This window comes from uncultured Mailhella sp. (assembly GCF_963931295.1).
In the GTDB taxonomy this organism is placed as follows: Bacteria; Desulfobacterota; Desulfovibrionia; order Desulfovibrionales; family Desulfovibrionaceae; genus Mailhella.
The window spans coordinates 3,013,489-3,035,064 of record NZ_OZ007001.1 but is presented as its reverse complement, the minus strand read 5'-3'; the positions used below and the strand labels follow the sequence as shown (position 1 = coordinate 3,035,064).

The 21,576-nt window shown below is 51.0% G+C and carries 19 protein-coding genes and 2 tRNA genes; 9 read left to right on the top strand and 12 right to left on the bottom strand.

The features are described 5' to 3' along the window. Positions 1–31: 31 nt before the first annotated feature. From ABGT79_RS12960 to ABGT79_RS12920, 9 genes are all read right to left on the bottom strand, one after another. The gene (locus ABGT79_RS12960) at positions 32–2,131 is read right to left on the bottom strand and encodes a polysaccharide pyruvyl transferase family protein (RefSeq protein ID WP_346666529.1); all 2,100 of its coding nucleotides are present in this window, start codon (positions 2,129–2,131) and stop codon (positions 32–34) included. 29 nt (positions 2,132–2,160) lie between these two features. After that, the gene (locus tag ABGT79_RS12955; RefSeq protein WP_346666528.1) at positions 2,161–3,954 is read right to left on the bottom strand and encodes a glycosyltransferase; all 1,794 of its coding nucleotides are present in this window, start codon (positions 3,952–3,954) and stop codon (positions 2,161–2,163) included. Positions 3,955–3,998: 44 nt separating this feature from the next. After that, positions 3,999–4,883: a glycosyltransferase family 2 protein gene (locus tag ABGT79_RS12950; protein WP_346666527.1), complete on the bottom strand. Its 885-nt coding sequence runs from the start codon at positions 4,881–4,883 to the stop codon at positions 3,999–4,001. 1 nt (position 4,884) lies between these two features. Further along, complete coding sequence (locus ABGT79_RS12945) at positions 4,885–6,693, bottom strand: polysaccharide biosynthesis/export family protein (RefSeq protein ID WP_346666526.1); 1,809 nt, start codon at positions 6,691–6,693, stop codon at positions 4,885–4,887. A gap of 1 nt (position 6,694) precedes the next feature. Next, complete coding sequence (locus ABGT79_RS12940; protein ID WP_346666525.1) at positions 6,695–8,239, bottom strand: capsule biosynthesis protein; 1,545 nt, start codon at positions 8,237–8,239, stop codon at positions 6,695–6,697. Continuing rightward, a complete protein-coding gene (locus ABGT79_RS12935; RefSeq protein WP_346666524.1) occupies positions 8,226–8,891 on the bottom strand; it encodes an ABC transporter ATP-binding protein in 666 nt (221 codons plus the stop codon). Before ABGT79_RS12935 ends, ABGT79_RS12940 begins: the two co-directional genes overlap by 14 nt. Next, positions 8,888–9,655 carry an ABC transporter permease gene (locus tag ABGT79_RS12930; protein WP_346666523.1) on the bottom strand — a complete coding sequence of 256 codons (768 nt, stop codon included), beginning with the start codon at positions 9,653–9,655 and terminating at the stop codon, positions 8,888–8,890. The genes ABGT79_RS12935 and ABGT79_RS12930 overlap by 4 nt, the downstream gene beginning before the upstream one ends. 4 nt (positions 9,656–9,659) lie before the next feature. Continuing rightward, positions 9,660–9,866, bottom strand: coding sequence for a DVU3141 family protein (locus ABGT79_RS12925; protein ID WP_346666363.1), 207 nt, complete (start codon positions 9,864–9,866; stop codon positions 9,660–9,662). 181 nt (positions 9,867–10,047) lie between these two features. Next, positions 10,048–11,103, bottom strand: coding sequence for a tyrosine-type recombinase/integrase (locus ABGT79_RS12920; protein WP_346666522.1), 1,056 nt, complete (start codon positions 11,101–11,103; stop codon positions 10,048–10,050). 193 nt (positions 11,104–11,296) lie between these two features. Between ABGT79_RS12920 and ABGT79_RS12915 the strand changes: the two genes are divergently transcribed. The 3 genes from ABGT79_RS12915 (at position 11,297) to ABGT79_RS12905 (ending at position 12,879) form a co-directional block, all read left to right on the top strand. Continuing rightward, complete coding sequence (locus tag ABGT79_RS12915; RefSeq protein WP_346666521.1) at positions 11,297–11,551, top strand: hypothetical protein; 255 nt, start codon at positions 11,297–11,299, stop codon at positions 11,549–11,551. Positions 11,552–11,567: 16 nt separating this feature from the next. Beyond that, positions 11,568–11,771 carry an ERF family protein gene (locus tag ABGT79_RS12910; protein ID WP_346666520.1) on the top strand — a complete coding sequence of 68 codons (204 nt, stop codon included), beginning with the start codon at positions 11,568–11,570 and terminating at the stop codon, positions 11,769–11,771. A 916-nt stretch (positions 11,772–12,687) separates the two neighbouring features. Then, entirely contained in the window at positions 12,688–12,879 is a 192-nt protein-coding gene (locus tag ABGT79_RS12905; RefSeq protein ID WP_346666519.1) for a hypothetical protein, read from the top strand. A 429-nt stretch (positions 12,880–13,308) separates the two neighbouring features. Here ABGT79_RS12905 and ABGT79_RS12900 read toward each other — a convergent pair whose 3' ends face one another. The 3 genes from ABGT79_RS12900 to ABGT79_RS12890 all read right to left on the bottom strand — a co-directional run bounded on the left by ABGT79_RS12900 (position 13,309) and on the right by ABGT79_RS12890 (position 14,923). Next, positions 13,309–13,758: a tyrosine-type recombinase/integrase gene (locus tag ABGT79_RS12900; RefSeq protein ID WP_346666518.1), complete on the bottom strand. Its 450-nt coding sequence runs from the start codon at positions 13,756–13,758 to the stop codon at positions 13,309–13,311. Between the two features lie 40 nt (positions 13,759–13,798). Continuing rightward, positions 13,799–14,161 carry a hypothetical protein gene (locus ABGT79_RS12895; RefSeq protein WP_346666517.1) on the bottom strand — a complete coding sequence of 121 codons (363 nt, stop codon included), beginning with the start codon at positions 14,159–14,161 and terminating at the stop codon, positions 13,799–13,801. A 342-nt stretch (positions 14,162–14,503) separates the two neighbouring features. Beyond that, positions 14,504–14,923: a peptidylprolyl isomerase gene (locus ABGT79_RS12890; protein WP_346666516.1), complete on the bottom strand. Its 420-nt coding sequence runs from the start codon at positions 14,921–14,923 to the stop codon at positions 14,504–14,506. A 296-nt stretch (positions 14,924–15,219) separates the two neighbouring features. Between ABGT79_RS12890 and ABGT79_RS12885 the strand changes: the two genes are divergently transcribed. The 6 genes from ABGT79_RS12885 to ABGT79_RS12860 all read left to right on the top strand — a co-directional run bounded on the left by ABGT79_RS12885 (position 15,220) and on the right by ABGT79_RS12860 (position 21,265). After that, a tRNA-Thr gene (locus tag ABGT79_RS12885) sits at positions 15,220–15,295 on the top strand. 25 nt (positions 15,296–15,320) lie between these two features. Next, positions 15,321–15,397, top strand: a tRNA-Pro gene (locus ABGT79_RS12880). 750 nt (positions 15,398–16,147) lie between these two features. After that, positions 16,148–17,278 (top strand): ABC transporter substrate binding protein, encoded by a 1,131-nt coding sequence (locus ABGT79_RS12875; protein ID WP_346666515.1) that lies wholly within the window; start codon positions 16,148–16,150, stop codon positions 17,276–17,278. Next, the gene (locus ABGT79_RS12870; protein ID WP_346666514.1) at positions 17,278–19,620 is read left to right on the top strand and encodes an MFS transporter; all 2,343 of its coding nucleotides are present in this window, start codon (positions 17,278–17,280) and stop codon (positions 19,618–19,620) included. Before ABGT79_RS12875 ends, ABGT79_RS12870 begins: the two co-directional genes overlap by 1 nt. Further along, positions 19,620–20,600, top strand: a complete 981-nt coding sequence (locus tag ABGT79_RS12865) for an alanine racemase (protein ID WP_346666513.1) — start codon at positions 19,620–19,622, stop codon at positions 20,598–20,600. The genes ABGT79_RS12870 and ABGT79_RS12865 overlap by 1 nt, the downstream gene beginning before the upstream one ends. Continuing rightward, a complete protein-coding gene (locus ABGT79_RS12860) occupies positions 20,597–21,265 on the top strand; it encodes a GNAT family N-acetyltransferase (RefSeq protein WP_346666512.1) in 669 nt (222 codons plus the stop codon). The genes ABGT79_RS12865 and ABGT79_RS12860 overlap by 4 nt, the downstream gene beginning before the upstream one ends. The last annotated feature ends 311 nt before the right edge of the window (positions 21,266–21,576 follow it).

Below are 21,576 nucleotides of genomic sequence, written 5' to 3'. Positions count from 1 at the left end.
TCCTGGATACGGGGACTTTTCGAATAGCGGTCTATCTCATGGAAGGCGTCAGAATTTTTTCTTTGTGTGTGAGGGGCCTGCTCAGCGCGACCTTCAGGAAGCGCAGAGAGGCTTTTCTCGCCTCACTCAAGCGCTCGTCCACCTGCTTGTAGTCTATCCTGTTGTTAAACATATCTGCCGTAAGTATTTCCTTTCCCTCCACTATGCGGTGCTGAAGACCAAGAATGGAAAGAATACTCTGTATTCTGTCATCTTTCTTCTCATCCGTTATCACAATGAACTGCTTTTTAAAGATGATGGAAAACAGAACTCCGTGATATGAATTCGCGATGACGTATTCCGCGTTTTTAATGTAGAATAGCCACTCTTCAACCGTGATGCCCGTTTTTCCTACAAGGGGCTTCAGGCTTCTGAGTATGTCCGCCGCCCCCTCATCCTTCTGCATTTTCTCAAGCAGTTTTACCGTGCTTGAGTAGTATATGAAGAAATATTTACTCTTGGGCGCCTTGAGCGGCTTTTCAGAATTTTTGATAAGTTCATTGTAGTCGTCGGCCTCAAGCAGCAGCGTGGGGTCTACTACGCAGGTGGCATCCACGCCGAATTCCTTCGCACATATGATCACGCCGGATTGTTCTCGTACGGAAATGGAGTCAAATCGCCTCAGAAGCTGCCCCGCATAGCCCGGATCGATGTTGCCACTGTAGGAGGCGGTCGCGAAACTTGCCGCATAGGAAAGAATGTTCTTCAGGCCATGCACGAAGTGGAACATGAACAGTTCCGTATTCCACATCTTCCAGACCTGGTCGCTGCCGACGAGAAATATTCTGTACTTGCTGTTCAGAGCTTCGAAATCGGCGGCGGTTCTGCACCACTTGGACTGCGGAAGATACTTGTCGCGGAATTTCTGGAATGTGGCATCCGGCTTGTAGCGGTAATTTATAAGTTCAGGCTTGTAGCCGAGTCTCTCCAGAATCCTGCATATGGAAAATCCCACAAGCACTGCTCCGAAGTTATCGGCGTTATAGAAATTCAGCACGCCCACCTTGTAGAACTTCTTGACCATCCACTCGAACACTGAGGTCCCGGCGGCAAACCGAGAGAAGAGCTGTTCACGGAAGGGGGAAGTTCCGGCAGGACCATGTATCCCTCCCTGCGCGGACTCCATCTCCTTGAATATAAATGCCTTCAGTACAGACGTGCGTTCCTCTATGTAGGGTTTCAGGGCCTCACCCTTTGCACTGTTTATTAAAAAGAATGAGGTGCCCATGTGGTCATTGAGCGACTTGTCATATTCGTCAATGGACCAGAAATCCCCGATGGAGAAATCGCCCGCCCTATCCATGGACGCATACACACAGCTGTAGCATGAGCGACGCAGGGAAAAATGACTTACAAACGTCTTCATATATAGGTTATAACCAGAGCTCTCCTGCAGCAGCGGCGTGTTGCCCCGGTACACGGTAAAGGGAGAAGACGTCGTCCATCCATATCTCTGGTCGCGAAACACTATGGAATCAAAGTCATAACGCTGCTTCAGCCATTCGATATACGTCTGGAAAAGTTTTGGAGAAGGTACCCCACGGCACAGAATATCTACGGTGTACAGCTTCTCATAATCCTTTCGCAAAAAATTCTTCAGCCCGGAAACCTGACAGGGAGTACCGGAGAACAGTACCCATCTGTCTGTGTCAAGACAGTTTTTCACCTGCGAAAAAACATCGCCGAGTTCACTCTGCGCGTATTTGGACATTCTCAGGCGATCAACGTCCGCCATGCGAGACACCCCCGTATGAACGACACGAAAATGCTCATCCATGGCGGCACCGAAAACAATGCCCTTCCTTTCCATGACATAACGGGCAAGGATGGAAAAAATCGACCCCGACGAACTTCTGAAGCGCTCATTCACATCCCTGTTGCAGGCAGCATAGGCCAGCTCCGGCTGGGGATGCTTTTCGTAGTTGTGTATGGGACAAACACGCTCACAGAGCCCGCAGTCCACACACAATGAACGGATAACGAAGGGAAAGGAAAACCCTTCCTCGTCATACTGCATCATAATGGCTTTTTGGGGACAAACGCTATAGCAGGCAGTGCATCCCGTGCAGAGATTTTTATCGACAGATATCATTCACAGCTCCTCGATGACCTGATTGAAGTTCAGAAAACCTGATCGGCAATATCCGCAAGCTGTGGATAATGATTCACAAGTTTCATAAAGTGCTCGTCATTGCCGCCCTGCTTGTTCTGCTCCCAGAGACAGGTTCCACTCTCCTGCGTACCTTCTATGTACAGCGGATCGTTCAGTCCCGGAGCGCACCAGTGTATTTTCGTTCCCTTCAACACGGCCATGGCCCAGAACCAGATATCGTCACCGTCGGCACAAAGAGACGTGAAAAGCTCCTTGCGGGCAACGTCCTCATGCAACATGCTCTTCTTATACAGACATCCGCCGAGTCCTGTCTGAAGAATGAAGAAGGAAGAAGGTTCGTCATACTTGATAAGACGGTATTCACTGTAGGGGAGAAAATGCCCCTGCTCCATTAAAATCTTTCTTCCACGCAGGCACTGCACCTCCTCAGGCTGCCTGAAGTGTGCGGTCAGAAGAGTACGCAGCCAGTTGCCGGGATATATCACATCATCGTCGGCCGTGATGATGATGTCCTCGGGATAGTCGCTCAGAGCCGGGATGAGTTTTTTGTAGGAACGCATGTCCTCGCACCATCGTATGACCAGCCCTTTGCCCAGAAGATCCGTAAGCGATGACGGCAACCCGCCTTCTCTTTCGGGAAACTGAGAATCCGCAAGATAGAGCACCACCTCTTTGGGCGGAATGTCCTGATTCAGAATGGAGCGTATGGTCTGATCCACCGTAGCAATGCGTCCGGGATAGGATGTCAGCGAGACGACTGGCCTGTCGATATCCACAAAACGCGCATCGGGGAAGAATTGATATACGCTGTTGATGTATTCAATTTTTTCCAGATTGGTTTCAAACTTCTTCAGGTTGGAAACACTGTCCTTCAGGGCGCGCTCCGTCACTGCCTGAATCCATGCCTGCTTTTTGGCTCTCTTTTCGCTGGAATAGAAAATCCGTTGCAGACATCTGTGGTATACTTCCGTAAGAAGATAATAGGAGGCGTCCTTCTTTTTATTAATAATGGAGTTTGGATTCTCTCTGTAATAATAAATAACTTTATCCGTCGTTATTATTTTCTTTGCAAAAAATAAAGCAAGTGTAGTAATATAGTTATCAGTTCCCATTGTCTTTATTTCAGGGAACATAATATTATTATTTAACATAAGTTTTCTATTATATATTTTATTCCATGTAACACCTGTAGTTTTCATAATATTTATTTTTACATCATCATCAATTTTTTTATTGACTCTAAAACCCATATTTTTATGTCTTACACTTCTAGAGGGAAAGCGTACGACATTATTGGTCATGACAATATCCGCATCCTGAAGACGCGCCATACGGTACATACTTCCAAAGTAGTTTTTCGAAACATAGTCGTCAGGATCCACGAAGCCGATAAAAGAACCATGCGCTATGGAAATGGCAAGATTACGGGCTGCTGCGACGCCAATATTTCTCCTGCAATTTATCACAATGATTCTCTTATCGGATTTTGCATACTTATATAAAATATCCAGTGATTTATCAGTTGAACCGTCATTGACAAATATAAATTCCAAATTTTTATCATTTTGATTTATTAAACTTTCTATACACTTATTAAGAAATTTTTCCACATTAAATACAGGAACAATAACAGAGACATCAATTTTTTTTCCCGATACATTATTATCCATATTATCTTCTCTATAGTTGATATGTTGTGCATATTTCTCCGTTTCAATGTAATTCATACGTTTTTTCTTACCTATGTCAGAAAAAAACATATATGGATGATGAATAAGCTTATCAAGTTTCTTTCTAAACATGGCTCTCCCCCTCACGCGCATAAAAAATTACATAAAAAAACACATCAAAAATATTTATATTTTTTATATACATACTTTATCCATATTATAAAATTTATATGTAATATAGTATAAAATATATTCTTTATTACATATAAATTTATATGTTTTTTTGCTCTTTTAGTTATAGTAATATAAATATTTTTTAGCATTATACAGTGAAGTTTATTAAGTTTATATTTATTTGAAATATCAAGTATATTACATACACCATGCAAGTGATCACAAATACTTTTTGTGTCCCATATTATAAATTTATGTTCCTTCCTATATGCATATACCCATCCAGGAATAACATAAAATTTTCCACTATATATCATAGCATTAACAAAAAATACCGGATCCTGAAAACGCTTGTATGCCGGAAAACGAAGATTGTATTTATTAATAAATACTCTTCTATACAGAAAACGATAAAATCCTCCGTCATATTGATAGTCTTGATACTGATACCATCGTTCTTCTGTAAAGAACTGGTATGGAATATTCATATTCAAAATAGCTCCATCTGCATCTATTTTATAGAGTGATCCTCCACATATATTAGCATCCTGCTCCACTGCTTTATGATAAAGAGTCTCCAGCACTTTGTCGGAAGGATACAGGTCATCGCTATCCATAAACGCGATATACTGGCCTTTGGCCATCGCCATGGCTGCGTTTCTTGCCGGTCCCGCTCCCATGGACTCTTTCTGATGCAGCACCGTGATTCTGGCATCACGTGCAGCGTACTCCTCAGCCACGGCGCCGCTTCCGTCCGTAGAAGCGTCATCCACAATGAGTACCTCGATATCCCTCAAGGTCTGAGCAAGAACGCTGTCCAGGCACTCACGGAAGTATTTTCCGCCGTTCCACACGGGAATGATGACACTGACGGCAGGCGATTTCATGTTACAGCCCCACAGCCACTTTGGTGGCCACGGCAATCTGGTAGAGTATCTGGGTGATACCCTTGGCCAGTTCGAGATTCTTGGTATCCACACGGGGCATGACGAGGATGCGATCCCCAGCGCGCACGCCCATTTCTCCAACTGGCCCGACTTCTCCGTTCATGCGTGCCACAAGGACGGTGTTCTCATCCGCACGGTCGGTAAATCCGCCGGCGCTCTTCACGTAGTCTTCCGGTTTCATTGACTTATCGAAGGTCACGGCCTTGGGCAGCATGACTTCACCTGAGACCTGCACCACGTCGCTCTTCTGCGGAATGACGATTTCATCACCGTCTTCAAGCAACAGGTCACGCACCACTCCGCCTCGGCTGACCACCACCACGCCATCCGGCGTCAGGCTGGCCGCGCGATGAATGAAGTCCTGTACGAGCTCTGCCTCGCGCACGCGGATTTCCGCTTCCTCCGCCGTGGCTGAAGTTGCCGTGAGGGCCGAGCGCTCCAGACGATGCAGGGAGTCTTCAAGAATGGTCTTCTGCTGCTGCGCCACGCTTTGACGGCGGACATACACGGCGGACACGTCGGCAAGTGCCGGGTCAACTTCCACATAGGAAAGCAGCGCGCGCAGCGTGGTGCTGTTCTTCACAGGGAAGCGCGAAGCCCCGCGTATGGCCCCGCTCACCGAAGCCATAATGGTGCGGCCGCGGCTGTCTGCCACAAATTCCACGCTGTCCCCGTCCGCAAGACGCATGGCGGAAAACTCCTGCATGGTCATGTATTCGTTGAAGGGGCTGCCGCCGCGTATGCCGGAAACGCTCACATGCGTGGCGCTGGAAAGCGGACTTGCATAAGTGATGAGCTGCGCGCCAGTGGCTGCCCCCTTGAACTCATACCGGGCTTCCTGCCGCAGCATGCCATAGGCCGCCACACTGACCCCGCGCTCTCCAACAAGAATGACATCACCGTCTTTCAGTCGCACATCCGGCATGTTGCCGTTGAGCGCAAAGTCGTACAAATCAAGATTTGCAACCACCTTGTTGCCACGCTTCACCTTTACATGACGAAAGGTACCGCGGTTCGGCGTGATGCCTCCTGCCCTGTCGAGATAGGACATGACAGAATCCATGGGGCTGCCCGCATAACGGCCCGGCTGATTCACGAATCCCGTCACGTACACGGCCACGGGCTGAGAGCTCTGAAGGTTCACATAGATATTCACGTTGTCCGTAAACACCGAGGCAAGACGGGAACGCACGGCCCCCTGAAGCGCGGACTGCTTGAGTCCGGCCACATGCACCGGCCCTACTTCCGGCAGAAAAATGTTGCCCTGCTGGTCCACGGGCAAAACGTCATCATACGTTTTCGCCCCCCACACACGCACCATGATGCGGTCTCCGGGCAGAATGACATAGTTGCCATTCATGCCGTCGCTGTAGGTTCCGGCAAAATTGCCGTGGAACAGATTGGCTCCGAAGGGAGCTAAAAGAGCCGACGCCGAAGGAGCCAGACCGCCCTGCGCCCAGGCGGGCGGCGCGTCCATCACTGTGGGCGTGGACGGCTTTTCCCGGTACGGGGCTGAAGAGTTAGCGTTAAAAAGCGGATATCCACCCGGGGTGGACTGGGAAACCACGTTCGTACCACTCTGTGCGGACGCAGGCAGACCGCCCTGAAGGGGGGTGCCAGAGGCCATGGACGACTGGCCGTACTGCACGGTTGTCCCGTAGTTCTGAAGAGAAGGTCCGGCTGCAAGAACAGGCTGTGCGGAAAGTGCGAACAGCGCACATAGTATGCCGGCGTTGTATATGGCTTTCATATTAAAATCCTGCATGTTCTCGGATGGACGCCCACACCAGCGAGACAATGCCCAGGAAAAGGAGCATGCCCGCAAAGACGTAGAACGTGAAAAGGAAAGGTCTCGGATACAGCGATTCGTCCGGCAGCGTGGGCTGCTGATACGCCACAACATAGCGTGACTGCGCCATCTGCTGGATGCGCGACTGTTCAAGGGAAGTCATGGCCGAAACAAGCTGCTTCTGGGCGAACTCCGCTTCCATGGTCAAATCTTCATAGTCGGCCACAAGGGCGTTCAGGTTGCCCGGCTCGGAGCTCTGCCCAGCCACACGCAGCTTTTCTTCCTGAAGCTGTTTTTCCACGGCCGCAAGGCGCTGGTTCAGCGACTTCAAAAGCGGCGCGTCGACGTTCATGTACGATTTTGCTTCGGATATCTGTGTTCGCAGAGTCGTGGCTTCGGCCTCCAGACTGGAAACAAGACTCTGGAGCCCCTCGGCCGTCATTTTCGGGTCAAACATGGTGTGGTTGTCCCGAAACTTACGCATGGCGATCTGCGCGTTACGTACGCGCTCTTCCGCACGCCCCACTTCCTCACGCGCGAGCTTCACGGCGTCGAGCCTTGCACGCTCGTTCATGGCGTTCACCAGCGCTTCGCTGGCGGAAAGAATGGCTTGGCTGAGCTTCTGCGCCATCTCAGGCGTATAGGCGCGCACACTCAGATTGATGATACCGGTATCCGGATCCAGCTCCGGCGTAATAAGCCTTCGCCAATAGGTGATGAGCTCATCCTGGGTAGGCTCATGGCATAGCCGTGAAATGATATCGTGCTCATTGTTACTGTAATGTCCAATAATATTCAGCGTCTTATCTATGGCTCTGACAAGATCTAGACTCTTGATATAGTCATCAATAATATAGATGTCGTTATTACTGGAAGATGTTTTAAGAAAAATGGAGGCCAAGTCGCTTCCTGCTGACAATGTGCCCGTATCGGCTGAACGTATGGCAAACGTAGCTTGGGAAATATACATGGGTGAGGCAAAAAATAAAAAATAGCACAACGCCATGAGCGCAGGCACCACAAACACGGCTGGCAGACAGTACCGTCTGCATCCTGCAAGACGCCTGCCCCCTCCCTTCTCCTTTTCGGACTGCTGATCCACAGCCATAGAAAGCTCGCCTTCCGTAGCTTCCTCAAAGGCTTCGCCCGCCTGTTGTTTATTAAGCTCTTCTATTCTCTCAATGCAGGACTGATAAAGGTATTTAAGTCTCTTTATCCTTTTGTTCTGGGCCTCCTGCTGTCTTTCCAGCAGAGCCAGAGCCTCCGCATGGTCACGCTGCTTCTCGGAGGAAAACTCCGCCGTATCCACGGCGTTCATCTCCTCCAGGGAAGCATCAATACGTTTTTTCTCGAGACGGGCATGTTTCAGAATATCGCGAAGCCATACTTCATGAGCCGTAGCTTCCTTTATGGCTCGCCGAAGCTCCTCCTCGGCTGCCGCCTGTGCCAGCGCCTCCTGACTTTCTCCGCCATGACCGGCAACGGACGAGAGTTTAGACGGTTCCATCACACACCCCCTTATAGGCCGTCAGCGCATCATTAAGTGTGTTGAAAAAATGAAGCCGTCCGTCCTTCAAAATGGCGGCATTGTCGCAGTTCTTTCTAATGACGGAAGTACTGTGTGCAATGACCAGCAGAGTGGAATGTTTTCTGCGCTCGGCAAAAATGCGCTGCGCCTTTTCCCGGAAAGAGGCATCGCCCACGGCGTAGCCTTCATCAATCAGATAGAAATCAAAGCCAATGGCCATGCTCAGTCCAAAAGCCAGCTTGGCCCGCATGCCCGAGGAATAAGTACGGAGGGGCATATCCATGTAAGGACCGAGTTCGGAAAAATCTTCAACAAAGTCCGTAACTTCTTTAATATTTGCCCCATAAATGCGGCAGGTAAAACGCATGTTCTCCCGTCCCGTAAGCGCGCCGTGAAAGCCTCCTGCGAAGCCAATGGGCCAGGAAACCCGACTAGTACGCTTAACACGTCCCTTGTCCGGTGCCTCTGCACCGCTGATGATACGTAGAAGCGTAGACTTCCCTGCACCGTTCAGACCGAGAATTCCCATGCTGATCCCTTCATGAAACGTATAGGAAATATCATTCAGTACAGTTTTCCACGTGCCGTTTCCCATACGATAGCGCTTGGTAATATGCTCAAGTTCTATCATGGCAGTTTCCGCCGGACATAACGCTCAAACAACAATCCAAAACATAGAGATACTACAGTAATTGATGTAAGATAACACATGCTGTACGGCATGGCTCTGTACCCTTGTGAAATACTCATTCTGCACATTTCAATAAGTTGCAGCATAGGATTCCACCACACATAATCCATGACATATGATGGAAATTTTGAAATGGAAAAAAATACTCCAGATGTAAAAAACATAATACGTAAAATAATGGAAACTATTTTTTCAGTTATAGGAAAAAGAACATTTAAAGCATGACATATAAGGCCGACTCCAAGACCAAGAAGTGGTGTAATAAGAATAGTAAACAATAGTATAGCAAAATTATTGAGATAAATATACACGTTGAAGCATGCTGCTATGACAATAAGAATGAGAGCAGAGACAATTTCCTTGCCCCATAGAACAACCATTCTGCCTATCATAAGATCCAGCGGTGTAACCTGGGGAAAGGTCAAAAGGGCCTTATTACCAGCAACGGCGCTCATACATTTGCTCACCATTCCTCGAAAGATGGAGAAAAGGCCGAATCCCGCCAATAGAAAAAAAAGCACAGGCATGCCATGGGGGGGATGAAATCCGGCTGAAGCACGCAACGCCCAGAAAATGACAATGCCCATGACGGTATCAAAAAGCGCCCACAGATAACCGAGGCGCGACGTACCGTAAATGGTATGTACCTCTCGCATCATCAGAGCGTAGATGACGCGGCCCTGCACGATGACTGCGTTGTCCATGGCCTTATCTCTGAGATTGTTCAAAGATGGGGTCGGAAACATACCAGCCCGAGTCGTCGCGGCAGATGGCCAGACGATGAGACAAGCCACCTGCCGTCACCTGCGCCTTGCGGCAGGAAAGGCCGAGCCCTGAAGTATAGGAGTTTTCCAGCGTGACCAGAGAATCGGCACCGTAGGGAGTGGACATGACTTCCTGCTGACCAGGCATCATGCGGGAAACGGCTACAGCGAAAGGATCTCCTGCGGGCGCTGCCGCCCTCTCTTCCACTGAAGCAACGGTCCGCTGCTGCGGTGTACAGGCGCAAAGACTCACAAGTGCTATACTGAGCAAAAGTCTGCTTTTGTCTGACAGATTATATCTATTGCAAAGCTGTCTTATATAAAAAACAGGGCTACGCACGAAAACCTCCAGCAATGAGTCCGGCCCGCTGCTCCAGTAGCTCCGATTGAAGTTGAAAGACCTCGACCGAGTAATGACCGAGTCTGGTTCGCACTTCCTTGTAGCTCGCTCCTTCTTGTATAAGCGAGTATACAAATGCATGACGAAGATCATTCAGACGCAGAGTAGGTCTGCCAAGGGCATTCCTCAGCTTGTTCCAGAAAGAAAACAGCGATACTACCCGATTACCGTTTTTCGCACGGAAAAACATCCAGGGAACTCCAGCACGACGGGGAAAAGTTTTAATAAGGGTAATGGCATCGTCACTCAAATAAATATGGTGCTTTTCTCCAGAAGGTGTACGTCTTGTAACGAGCGTGCGTTGACCAAAATTCACATCACTCCAGCGAGCATATAGAATTTCCGACTTGGACGCTCCGGTCAGCAGCAGCAGATGAATGGCACGGGCGGATGCATTGGCAGAGTGCTTTTTGAGAAACTCTAGCAATCTCTGCTTTTCTTCTGCGCTCAGCATTTCAGTGCGTAGCGAGGGCCTGCACTGACACTGAACGTTCCGAAAACCGGTATTGCCGGGAATTACCTTCCATCGTACGGCAAGGTTCAAAATATATTTAACCAGACAAAACAGGCGATAACGTGAGCTGGAGGCCAGTCCGTTGTTTTCCAGAGCAGAGAGCCATTCTCTGAGCTTTTCTTCGGAAATTTGTGCCAAAGGAAAGTCTCCAAGATATGGCAGAATATGTCGCTTCAGATACCGTTCGTCAGTCTTCCAGCTCCGTTTATTTTTCTGTACGTAGGGAAGATACTTGCTCCTGACGAAATCCTCGAACAGACTCAGCTTATTGATATCACTCACATAACTGGTGATGGTGCTATGTTTCTCCCCTGCCATGCGCAAATCCTTCATCGAAGCGTCAAAAAAGTGTACTTTTTGGCTGGCGGGGGACGGATAAAAATTGACATTATTTTTTTGCTGGAATTTTCGAATGTTCCCTGCTATAGGTCTGAAAAAGAAACTGACAGTATCATATGCGTCAAAAAAGTACACTTTTTCGACAATATAGATAAAATATTACCGTCACTTTTCCATTGACCCAAAACCAAGCTGCAAGAAAATATTTTTTCTTCCCGCTTGTCATTAAGGCCACAAAAATGCCCTTAATCAGACTCTCTTGAAAAACGGCGTCTATAGAACGTAAATCATATAAAAACAGATAGATATCATATTAAGAAAGCAGTTCATGATAAGTTCCTGCTCTGCCGAATCCTCTATTTTTGGTTATTCTGGAGGCTTTATTCTCCAATCCCCTGACATCACAAAACTTGTTCAGGCTATGCTCATCGTCCAACAGCAACTTCAACCTGCCATCAAGGACGCCAAGAATCCCTTTATCTGCAATGAATACGCACCCTCAACTCTGTCATGGGATCCTGCCGCAGCCTTCTTTCCGCTCAAGGTCACACACCATACCCCTGCCCTGATCATGTTGAATTAGGAGCTGGACATATCGCTTGGAAACGCATCTCATCCACGCTGAGTCCGGTCAGTGGATATCGAGTGTCGCCATCATTCCGCTGCCGAAAAACAATCCACAGGGAATGGGCAGCGTCATCACCTATGCTCGGAGGTATTCTCTGTGCGCCATCCTCGGTATCGAGAAGGAAAATGATGAAAATACAGCCTCAATTTCTCAAAACAGGTCAAAACGCGAATAAGGCCTGTAAAATCCCCACAGAGGCCAAAAGATACTTCAGAAAACTTTTCACCCACGAACAAAATTTTAGGCACCTCGAATTGCCCTGTATCGCTTCATCAAAATCTGCCCAAAATCAACGGTGTGAGCGTCAGGACGGTTCAGCCTGAGGCCGGAAGAAGGTGTATTGTGACATCTGGAAAACTCTGGAGAAAAAGTAGCTGATCAGGGGGCTCCGGCTTCAGCTGGGATTCGCAGCAAAGCGTTTGGTGGAAATACGATGACGCTGCATAATTTTTCTTTCGACTTGCCAAAAGAGCTGTCCTCCACCGGGGCAGCTCTTCTTTTATGGGAGAACAAATATGGAACCTGATACTCGTGGTCAGAAATTACTTGAAATTCTTACTTATGGCCTAGCATTATACGCAAACAGGAACACTCAGACTCAGCTTGGAAATCGGAGCGTACAAGTTTGGATAAAAAAGTTCGGGAAAAAGAATTAGCCATGAAAAGCTGGTGTATCCATACTTCCGACACCAAGGACAGGTGGATTCAGGCTGGTAGCGGTTCAACGCCTCGGAAATACCCGGCAGACGCCCACTCAGCAAGGACACTCTTTCGGGAGAGCTTATCGAACTTTTCCATGACGGCGGAAGGGATGAGGTCGATGTTCCCGCTCTTTTGGCTCGTCATGAAAAAATATGCGCACCTTCCACACGGCTTTTCATAGTCACTACCATAAACAGGAGAAAATCGTGGGTTACAGGTCTGATATTGGACTGGCTCTTACTCAGTCAGCCGTACAGACATTGCACCAGCAACTGAACGTCTTGGATAAAAAGTCTGAGGCGTTTTATGTTATTACGGACCTCTTTACCTAAGCGGACAAGCACCTTGAAGCCTCTGACTCAGGTTCTGAAATCTATTTATGGGACTATGTGAAATGGTACGAAGAATTTCCTGACGTGGGCTTTGTCGAAAAACTGCTGGCTGAACTCGACTGGAGCGACTTTCTGTTCATTCACATCGGGGAAGAGCTGGACGAGATCGACACAAGGGGCAGCTTCCGGGATCCCCCTTTTAAACCTTGGCATCAGCAGAAGCATAATCATACGCGACCCCACGACTGAAACAGAACAATATTTCCAGCAGGCCCTGTTCATCTTGCATGGACGGGGCTTTTTTTTTGGGGGGGGTGAGGAATCATATCTCATTCTGAAATATTCTTTCAATATTTATCCTATTAGTCTCTGGATATTTACGCTCTCTGGTACTTATATATTTCTATCCTTTACAAAGATTTCATCGAAAATACTGGCCGTCCGTTTCATCGCCTCATCTTCTAAATAAGCATATCGGTTTGTCATACTTGGATTCTCATGAGACAACAATTTCTGCAAGGTATCTAATCCAATTTTTCCAGAAGAAATCAACTTGGATGCAAAAGTATGACTACCCCATGCATAGGCCTGAAGTCCTTTGGAAGACCAGCTTCCTCCCGTACTCTTTGGACTACCCGGAGCATTTCTTTACGTGCCACCATCTATCCCAGGAGATACCTATTCTTTGCTCTTTGTATACGACGATTCGGACAGTAAAAGTTTTCTTGCTGCTTGAGGCAACGGCATAACATCCGTTTTCCCTTTCTTGGCCACCTCTCCCCGCAGCGTTATCATACCGGACTCAAAATCGATATCCGACCACTTCAGATTGAAAAGAGCTGTCCTTCTCATTCCGGTATACAAGGCCAGTCGCAAGCAGTTGGCTGCATTTTGACCTGTTTCCTCATCCAGGGCTTTCAAATATGCAGCCAACTGTGCATCCGTCATATTTTCAGTCTTTTTGTTATCCACTCGGAGCATATTGAATCCGAGCTGGCTGCTCTCCGGTTTTGCGGCATAGCCATACTTTTCACCAAAATTCACCAACAGCTTTATCAGCGCAAGAATATGGTAAAAGACCTGATCAGAAAAGTTATTCCTATACGCCAGCTCTTTCACATCCTCCACATGTCTGGTCGTTATATCGACAACATCCAGAGTCTTTATCTTAATTCAGATGGTTTCGCATGAAGCCATCAAGCGTTCCCAGATTCTTTTTATCAGGAAACATCTTCTTGTACTCTTCGTATAAAAATTCCAGCGTGACTCGGCTGTTCGCTTTTTGCTGCTTTCTTTCCAGTCGGATTTCCTTGGGAGACTTCCGCTTGTTCTCAATCCTCTCGCTGCGGATGTGAGAGGCTTTGGCAGGAATCATGTTGTCTGCGTATTGCCGCCCGACCTTCTCCTCCCGGGTTACGCCGTCTTTTTTGAAAACACTATAGTATACCTTCTTGATCCTCTTTCCAGAGATTCGTGCTTCCTCTCGATGATACACTCCGGGATATTTATTGACCTTGATTCGCTTCGCCATACGCCCCTCCATTTTCCAACCCTATTTCCAAGCTGGACAGCCAAAATAATGCCAGAGCTTGAAAAAATGAGGCAAGATATGACAGTTATAGCCATCTAAAAATACAATAAAAAAAATATGAAAAATAGTAAAAAATACGGACGCAGGACGTCCAAGCAGCGGGTCGCAGGTTCGAAGCCTGCTAGGCGCACCAACGAAATCAATGGGATATCTGCTTTTTGCAGGTATCCCTTTAATCGTTTCTGAAGCTGATCAATTCACACTTTTATTAACTAAATTTATTGCATAATTACTAAAATATATTATATTTCAATAATATTGTCATTATTATTTTCTACGAAATCACACTTCTTCACCACCATGCTTATGATGACGACAAGTACAATGCTCACAGTTTCCACAGCACTTATGCTTTTTCTGGCGTGTCGAGCTTTCTGCCTCCGCCCCTGTCCGCTTTTTCATAAGTTCCGGATTCACGACAAGCACGCGACTTCCGTCCGGAGCCATCTGAAATCCTTTCTCTCCCTTAAAAAACAATGATGAAGGCGGCACCAGCGTCACGCCGAGGCCGACATTCAGCGCATGTCTCCCGGAAGGATGAACGCTGTCCACTCCGGTAGTGTCAATAAAAATACGTCCGCCGACAGGACATTCGCGACGGACCAGCTGGAGCAGTTTTTCCGCCGCGCTTTCGTCAAAACCACCCATGGTTTCAATGTGAAGATTTCCGTGACTGTGCCGAAAACGCATCTGAAATTCCATCTTCCGTTTTCTCCTTGAATTCTTATGCTGGGGATCATAGGGGCGTTCAACTTTCTCCGCCCTTTTCGTCTGCCGTGGTCGATATTTATCTATTTTGAAAATGAAAGTCAATTTCAATTAAATCAGCTTTTGCACCAAAAAATTATCTTCTATGAATAGTTATAAAAATCAGTAAATTATACTTGTCTTTTCGCTTACATTTGCGCTTGCAGATCTCCGGCGAAAAAATTTTTACCCCGAAAGCTTGACAGACACCCCTCATCCTGCTAATTACACACCTCGCCGAGAGACGAAATGCTCATGTAGCTCAGTTGGTAGAGCGCATCCTTGGTAAGGATGAGGTCATCAGTTCAATTCTGATCATGAGCTCCATTCTTCTCATACTCGGTGCTAGAGTCGGGATGTAGCGCAGTCTGGGAGCGCACTTGAATGGGGTTCAAGGGGTCGCTAGTTCAAATCTAGTCATCCCGACCAGAATTTCAGGGAGCTGTGATGGTGAGTCACGGCTCCCTTTTCTGTTAAATTTTTTCCGCCCCAGGCCTCTCTTTCCGCCGTGCTGTCTTTTCTCGTGCCGCAGGGGATTCTCAGCGTCATCTCGTTCCTTGCTCGCGCGGGCGTATCTTGCCCTGTTTGTCTTTTTCTGCGTTCTCTTGTTCGTCAGCCCCGGTGTCTGCGGAAAAGTCAGTCCTGTCTGAAAAAAGGGAATTGCGCCCTGGAAAAACGGTTGGGGGCCTTTTCCGCAACGCCCGAAACGCACTCTCTGACCTTGTCCCTTGCCGAAAAGGCCATCCTCCGTCCAGCATAATCCCCGGAAACATACGCACTCTCTCGGCGACCTCCTCGCCACACTCGGACCTTTCCCTCCTCCTAATCTGCCTTCTCTAACAGTCTCGGCATACCGAATAGTTCTCACCGTGTCAGTATCTTCGCTCTGGTCCATGACATGCTAAAAATTTTCCACGTCTCTGTGATCGTATCGCTCAGAACTATCGGATACAAATCCTTTAGTCACAGGAGAGCATAAAAAATTGCCGAAATCCGAGCCGTTTCTGGCGTGAAGTCTTCCTGAAATATCACAGCACATGATATTTTCCCCTCAGAAGACAACGGACTTTTTCATTTCCGACAGGCGCACCAACGTTTTCCGAGCTTTTCCCCTGCGGGAAACATTGTATTTTGCGAACGGATTGCGTATATTCTCCCCATCTTTCACGAGGTCGCATCATGACTGCATCTTTCCGTACCCTCCGCTTTTTGCTGCTTATTTTTGTCATTATTTTTCTCACCGTGGGCGGAGAAGCCCGGGCGCAGGAAAAAACATGGCGGGTCATCTACGTGGAAGGCGGCCCCTTCTCCAACTATCAGCAGACGCTCGCCCAGACGGCCCGAGGTCTGCAAAAGCTGGGACTCATCGACAACGGTCAGGTTGCCGTGCCGGAAAATACGGAATCTACCACCGATATGTGGCTGTGGCTGGCCGACAACGCCCGGGGACGCATTCGCTTTCTCCGCGACGGGCACTACTCCGCCGACTGGGACGCCTCGGCCCGTCAGCATATGAAGGAAGCCATCATCGACCGCGTGCGCAACCGCAAGGACGTGGACATGATCATTGCCATGGGCACGTGGAGCGGGCTCGACATGAGCTCGGAAGATTTGGGCGTTCCGGTCTTCTCCATGAGCGTGACTGACGCCGTGACCGCGGGAATTGTGAAGTCCGCCGACGATTCCGGCAAAGACAACGTGCATGCCCAGCTCGAACCCGGACGCTTCCGCCGTCAGATTTCCATGTTCCACGAAATCTTCCACTTCAAGAAGCTGGGCGTGCCTTTTGAAGACACTCCGGAAGGCCGCAACACCGCCGCCATGGAAGAAATCGAAAAGACGGCCGCCGAGCTGGGCATAGAACTGGTGCTCCGTTCCGCGCCGCTTGATCTGCCCGACGCCGATCAGGCATTCCGCAATCTCAAGCAATGCGTGGAAGAACTTTCCAAAGAATCCGACGCCATTTATCTCACCTACACTTCGACGCCCGTGGAAAAGATTCCCGAACTCATGGAGCCCATTATTGAAGCCGGACTTCCGTCCTTTGCGCAGGCCGGTCCGCAGCTTGTGGAATACGGCGTACTCATGAGTCTGGCTCAGGCCAGCTTTGCCGACATCGGACAGTTTGAGGCCGAAGCCATCGCCGCCGTGGTTCACGGCAAGAAACCTCGTGAAGTCAATCAGATTTTTGAGCCGGAACTGGGACTTGCCATCAATCTGAAAACAGCCATGCGCATAGGCTGGAATCCCCCTCTGGACATTCTCGCCGCCGTTGATGAAATCTATCAGCAGATTCCGGCTGTTCGATGATGACACAGCTTCCCCTTCGCAGACTTCTTGCCGGCGGCGTTCTTGCCCTTTTATGCGCGCAGCTTCTGTATGGAGCGCTCATGCTCTCCGCGCTCTACAAACAGTATCAGGAGCCGATATTTCAAATCAACGGACTCGTCTGTCAGGACATCGCCGATCATCTCGGTCTTCTCGTCCGCGTAGGCAAGAATCTGCGCCCGCAGACCGTGGAACGCTTTCTCTCGCACTACCGCACCAGAACCGAAGCGGACAACATCGCCGTTGCCGACTCCTCGGGCCGGATCATTCATCAGTGGAAGAGCGACGGCTCTTCCACACTGACGGTGCCGGCCGGGGCCTCCCCTGTGTTCGGAGAGGTGCGCAAGTTTTCCACGGACGACGATTTCTGGACCTCCTGTCCCATCAGGGGAAGAAACGGCGTCGTGAGCGGTCATGTGTTCATGGCCCTCGACAAGGCGCGTATTTCCGAGCTGCTCTCCGACGCCGCCCGAGGGCAGCTCGCGCTCTTTTTCGGCGTCACGCTGGGTGAATGCCTGCTGCTTGCCCTGCTTCTGCATCGTTTTGCCTTTCCCCGGCAGCACTCCTCTCCCAAAAAGTTTTCCGTTCTGCTGCGCGCCTGCTTCATGATTCCCCTTGTAGCCGGACAGATTCTCATTCTCTGTCTGCTCTACTCGCCCCTGTCCCGACTGTATGAAACGGAAATGACGCATGCCGGAACGCAGCTCGCCCGTCAGATGACCTGGGATCTGGAACGCCTTGCCGGCATGGGACTCCCCGTCAGTGGCGTACACGGCCTTGATTCCTGGATGATGGAACGCCAGAAGCAGATTTCCACCCTGGGCATGGCGGTATTCGACGTCACGGGAAAACTGCACGCCGCGGCCGACGTGCAGGGCTCTCTTTCCGAAGGGGAATGGCAAAAACGCAGTGCCATGCACGCACCCGTAACGCTTGAGATGCGCCATCCTAACGACGGCGCGCCCATCGGCAGCGTGCAGGTCATCATGAATCCCGCCACGGCGACCGCCAATCTGCGCTCCGTCATGCTGGACAACCTGACCATGACGGTGGTGGCGGCGCTGTTTCTCTCCGAACTGCTGTTCTTGCTGCTCATGAGCCGCAAGGGGGCAGCCGCCATGTCCCGCTCACCGGAATTCATGCGGCCCATTATTTTCGCATGCCTGTTCGCAACGGAAATGTCCATGTCCTACGTGCCCATATGCATAGGCGAGCTGGGACTTGATCTCTTCGGGCTGCCGCCCGACGTGATTTCCGGGCTGCCGGTATCCTGCGAACTGTTCATGGCCGGGCTTGCCATGTTCGTGGGCGGCTTCTGGAGTCAGAAATCCGGCTGGAGGCCCATGCTGCTCGCCGGTCTCGCGCTGGCATGCCTCGGCTCCTGCGCAAGCTGGCTTTCGTCCTCGGCCCTGTCCTTCATTCTGGCTCGCGGCATGTCCGGCCTCGGATACGGCTTCATCAACCTTTCCGCGCAGGTCTTCGTCATTGCGCATTCCTCGGAAGACAGCCGGGCCCGCAATCTGGCCTTCATGTTCGCAGGGCTCTATGCGGGATCCCTGTGCGGCAGCACCATGGGCGGACTCATCGCCGACCGACTGGGCTATCACGCCGTGTTCCCCGCCTCCGCCGTCATGCTCGCGGTTACCGCAATCGCGCTGTTCCGGCTTCTTCCCCGCGAACCGTGGCAGAGCGAAGAAAACGAATCCGCCCGCCTCAGCCTGCGTGAAACGCTCTCCTTCTTCTTTGACAGGCGCATGGGCGCTCTTCTTGCGTTCTTCATCATTCCCAACGCGCTCATCACCGTGTGCCTGTTCCAGTTCTTCATGCCGCTCTCCCTGAGTCAGGCCGGAACGTCTCCCGCAACCATCGGCCGAGTGTTTCTCCTTTACTGCATCATCGTCATGTTCGCCGGACCGGCTCTGGGCTCGCTGCTCGACAAAACCAGACGCATGGAACGTCCGCTCTTTCTTTCCATGCTCATCGTTTCGCTCAGCGTCGTGGCGCTGGTGATCTTCCACGGCATTGCCGCCGCCGTGATCAGCATGGCGCTTCTTGCCCTGAACACCTCCATCGCCGCCAACGGGCAAGGCCCCTACGCCCTTTCGCTTCCTGCGGCGCAGCGCTTCGGCCGTGCCCGCACCATGGGCTTCTACAACGTGGCCATGCGCGTGGGACAGGTGCTCGGCCCCCTGAGCCTCGGCATCATGATGTCCGTATGGAACGCGCAAACCGGTCTCACCATCCTTGCGGTCTTCACGCTCTGCTGCGCCCTGCTTTTTGCCGCGCTCAGCTTTTCCCGCAAGACACATTCACAGGAATCCTGATGCCCCGTCTGTTCATACGTCCCGCCGCATTGAGGCATAATCTCGCCGTGGTCAACGAACGCTGCCGCCAGGCGGGAGCCTCGTGCATGTTCGTGTTCAAGGAAGCGCCGCTGCATCTGCAGCTTGTCGCCGACATTCTTCGCGGAAGCTCCGTGCGCAGGCTCGGCCTTGTGGCCTGGCCGCATCACTCCTTTCCCAGGCTGAGCGGCGTGGAAATCCAACACGTCTATGCGCCCTCTCCCCTGTTTGCAGCCGAGGCGTCCGAATGCGACGCCGTATACGTCGATTCCCGCTTCGTCGTCTGCTCTCTGGCGCAGGCGCGACGCCGCACGCCGCAGCTTCGCATCTCTCTGGAAGTCGGAGACGGAAGAGACGGAGTTCTGCCGGAAGAACTTCCCGCCTTGAGCGAAGAAATCAGGCGCTGCGCTTTTCCCCTGCGCGGGATCAGCGTCAATTTCGCCTGCCTGAGCTCGGAAGCGCCGGGACAGACACATCTTGCCCGCGCCCTCGACGCGCTCGATTCCATCCGGCCCTTCTGCCTGCCGGACGCCGACATTTCCGCAGGAGGCACGGACATGCTGGAATTTGCCGAACACGACAGCCTCCCTGCGGACGTGCGGGAAATCCGCTGCGGCACCGGAGTGACGCTCGGCCTGTATCCGCTTTCCGGCCGCGCCGTTCCCGAGGCCAGACAGGACGCCTTCCGGCTGGAAACCACGGTTCTGGAATGCCGCGTCAAGAAAGGCCGCCTCATGGCGCTTGTCGATACGGGAACTTTTCACACCGCGCCGGAATGTCTGATTCCGCCTTTTCCCGGCATGACGTTCACCGGGGCATCCTCCGCATACGCCGCCTTCGACGTCACGAACTGCCCGGAACGCGTGCGCGAGGGCATGAATCTTTCCTTCGGCTTGGACTACCACGCGCTTTCCCGGGCGCTCTCGTCGCAGGGACTTGTTCTCGTCAAGGAGGGCTCATGAACGATTTTCTCATACGCAGCGCCGGCCCCGACGATCTGGACGAACTCGTTCATCTGGAAAAGGCCGTGGAACAGCGTCTGCCGAGCCGCGACATGTTCGCCACGGACGACAGGGAATTCTACGAGCCCATCATCGAGGGCGCAGGTCATATTCTTCTTGCCTTTGACGGCGAAAACAAACTCGCCGGAGCGAGCGTCATACGCTTTCCCGCTCCCGACGATCCGGAAAATCTCGGCCGTTCGATGTCTCTTCCCGAAAACTCGCTGGCCGACGTGCGGCATCTGGAGTCGGTCTTCATCCGGCCGGACATCCGGGGAAAAGGACTGGCGGAAAGGCTGATCCGCGAAAACATGCGTCTCACCGAGCACTGCGGCCGCACCATTTCCATGGCCACGGTGTGGCCGGGGAACGCCGCCAGTCTCCGACTCCATGTCCGCCTCGGCCTGTACCTCCGGGGCTTCGCCTTGAAATACGGCGGCAAGCCGCGCTACATTCTCATGAGCGGGGGCACTCCTGCAAAAGACGCCGATCCGGAGCTTGCCGATGCGCTGGACACGGCGCGCAACTGCGCTCTGCTGAAGGCCGGACTTGCCGGCACGGCCGTGCGCCCGCTGCCGGACGGCGAACACGCCGCCGTGGAGTATCGCCCGCTCATCTTCTCCTGAAGACGCCGATTCGCTTCTCACAATCAGGCAGAACGGCAGCGCCCCGTCTGCCGTCTCCACCCGCGCCGAGAACGCGGAAACTTTTTCGACCGCTGTCCGCTCCGGCTCTCTTTGCGTCAAACGAGGTCGCGACTTTTGCCTGCCTGTGCCAGAAAACTAGGCCATCTGAGCACGCGTTACGCAAACAAAGGTCCGAGGCGTCAGCCCGGCCGCAGCTGCCTGTCCTGCATGATGGCGGAGCCCTGTCTGTTCGGCAGAAAGAAAGCGACGCCCGACCGACGCCGCTCCCTTCCTGCCGAAAAACGATTTTC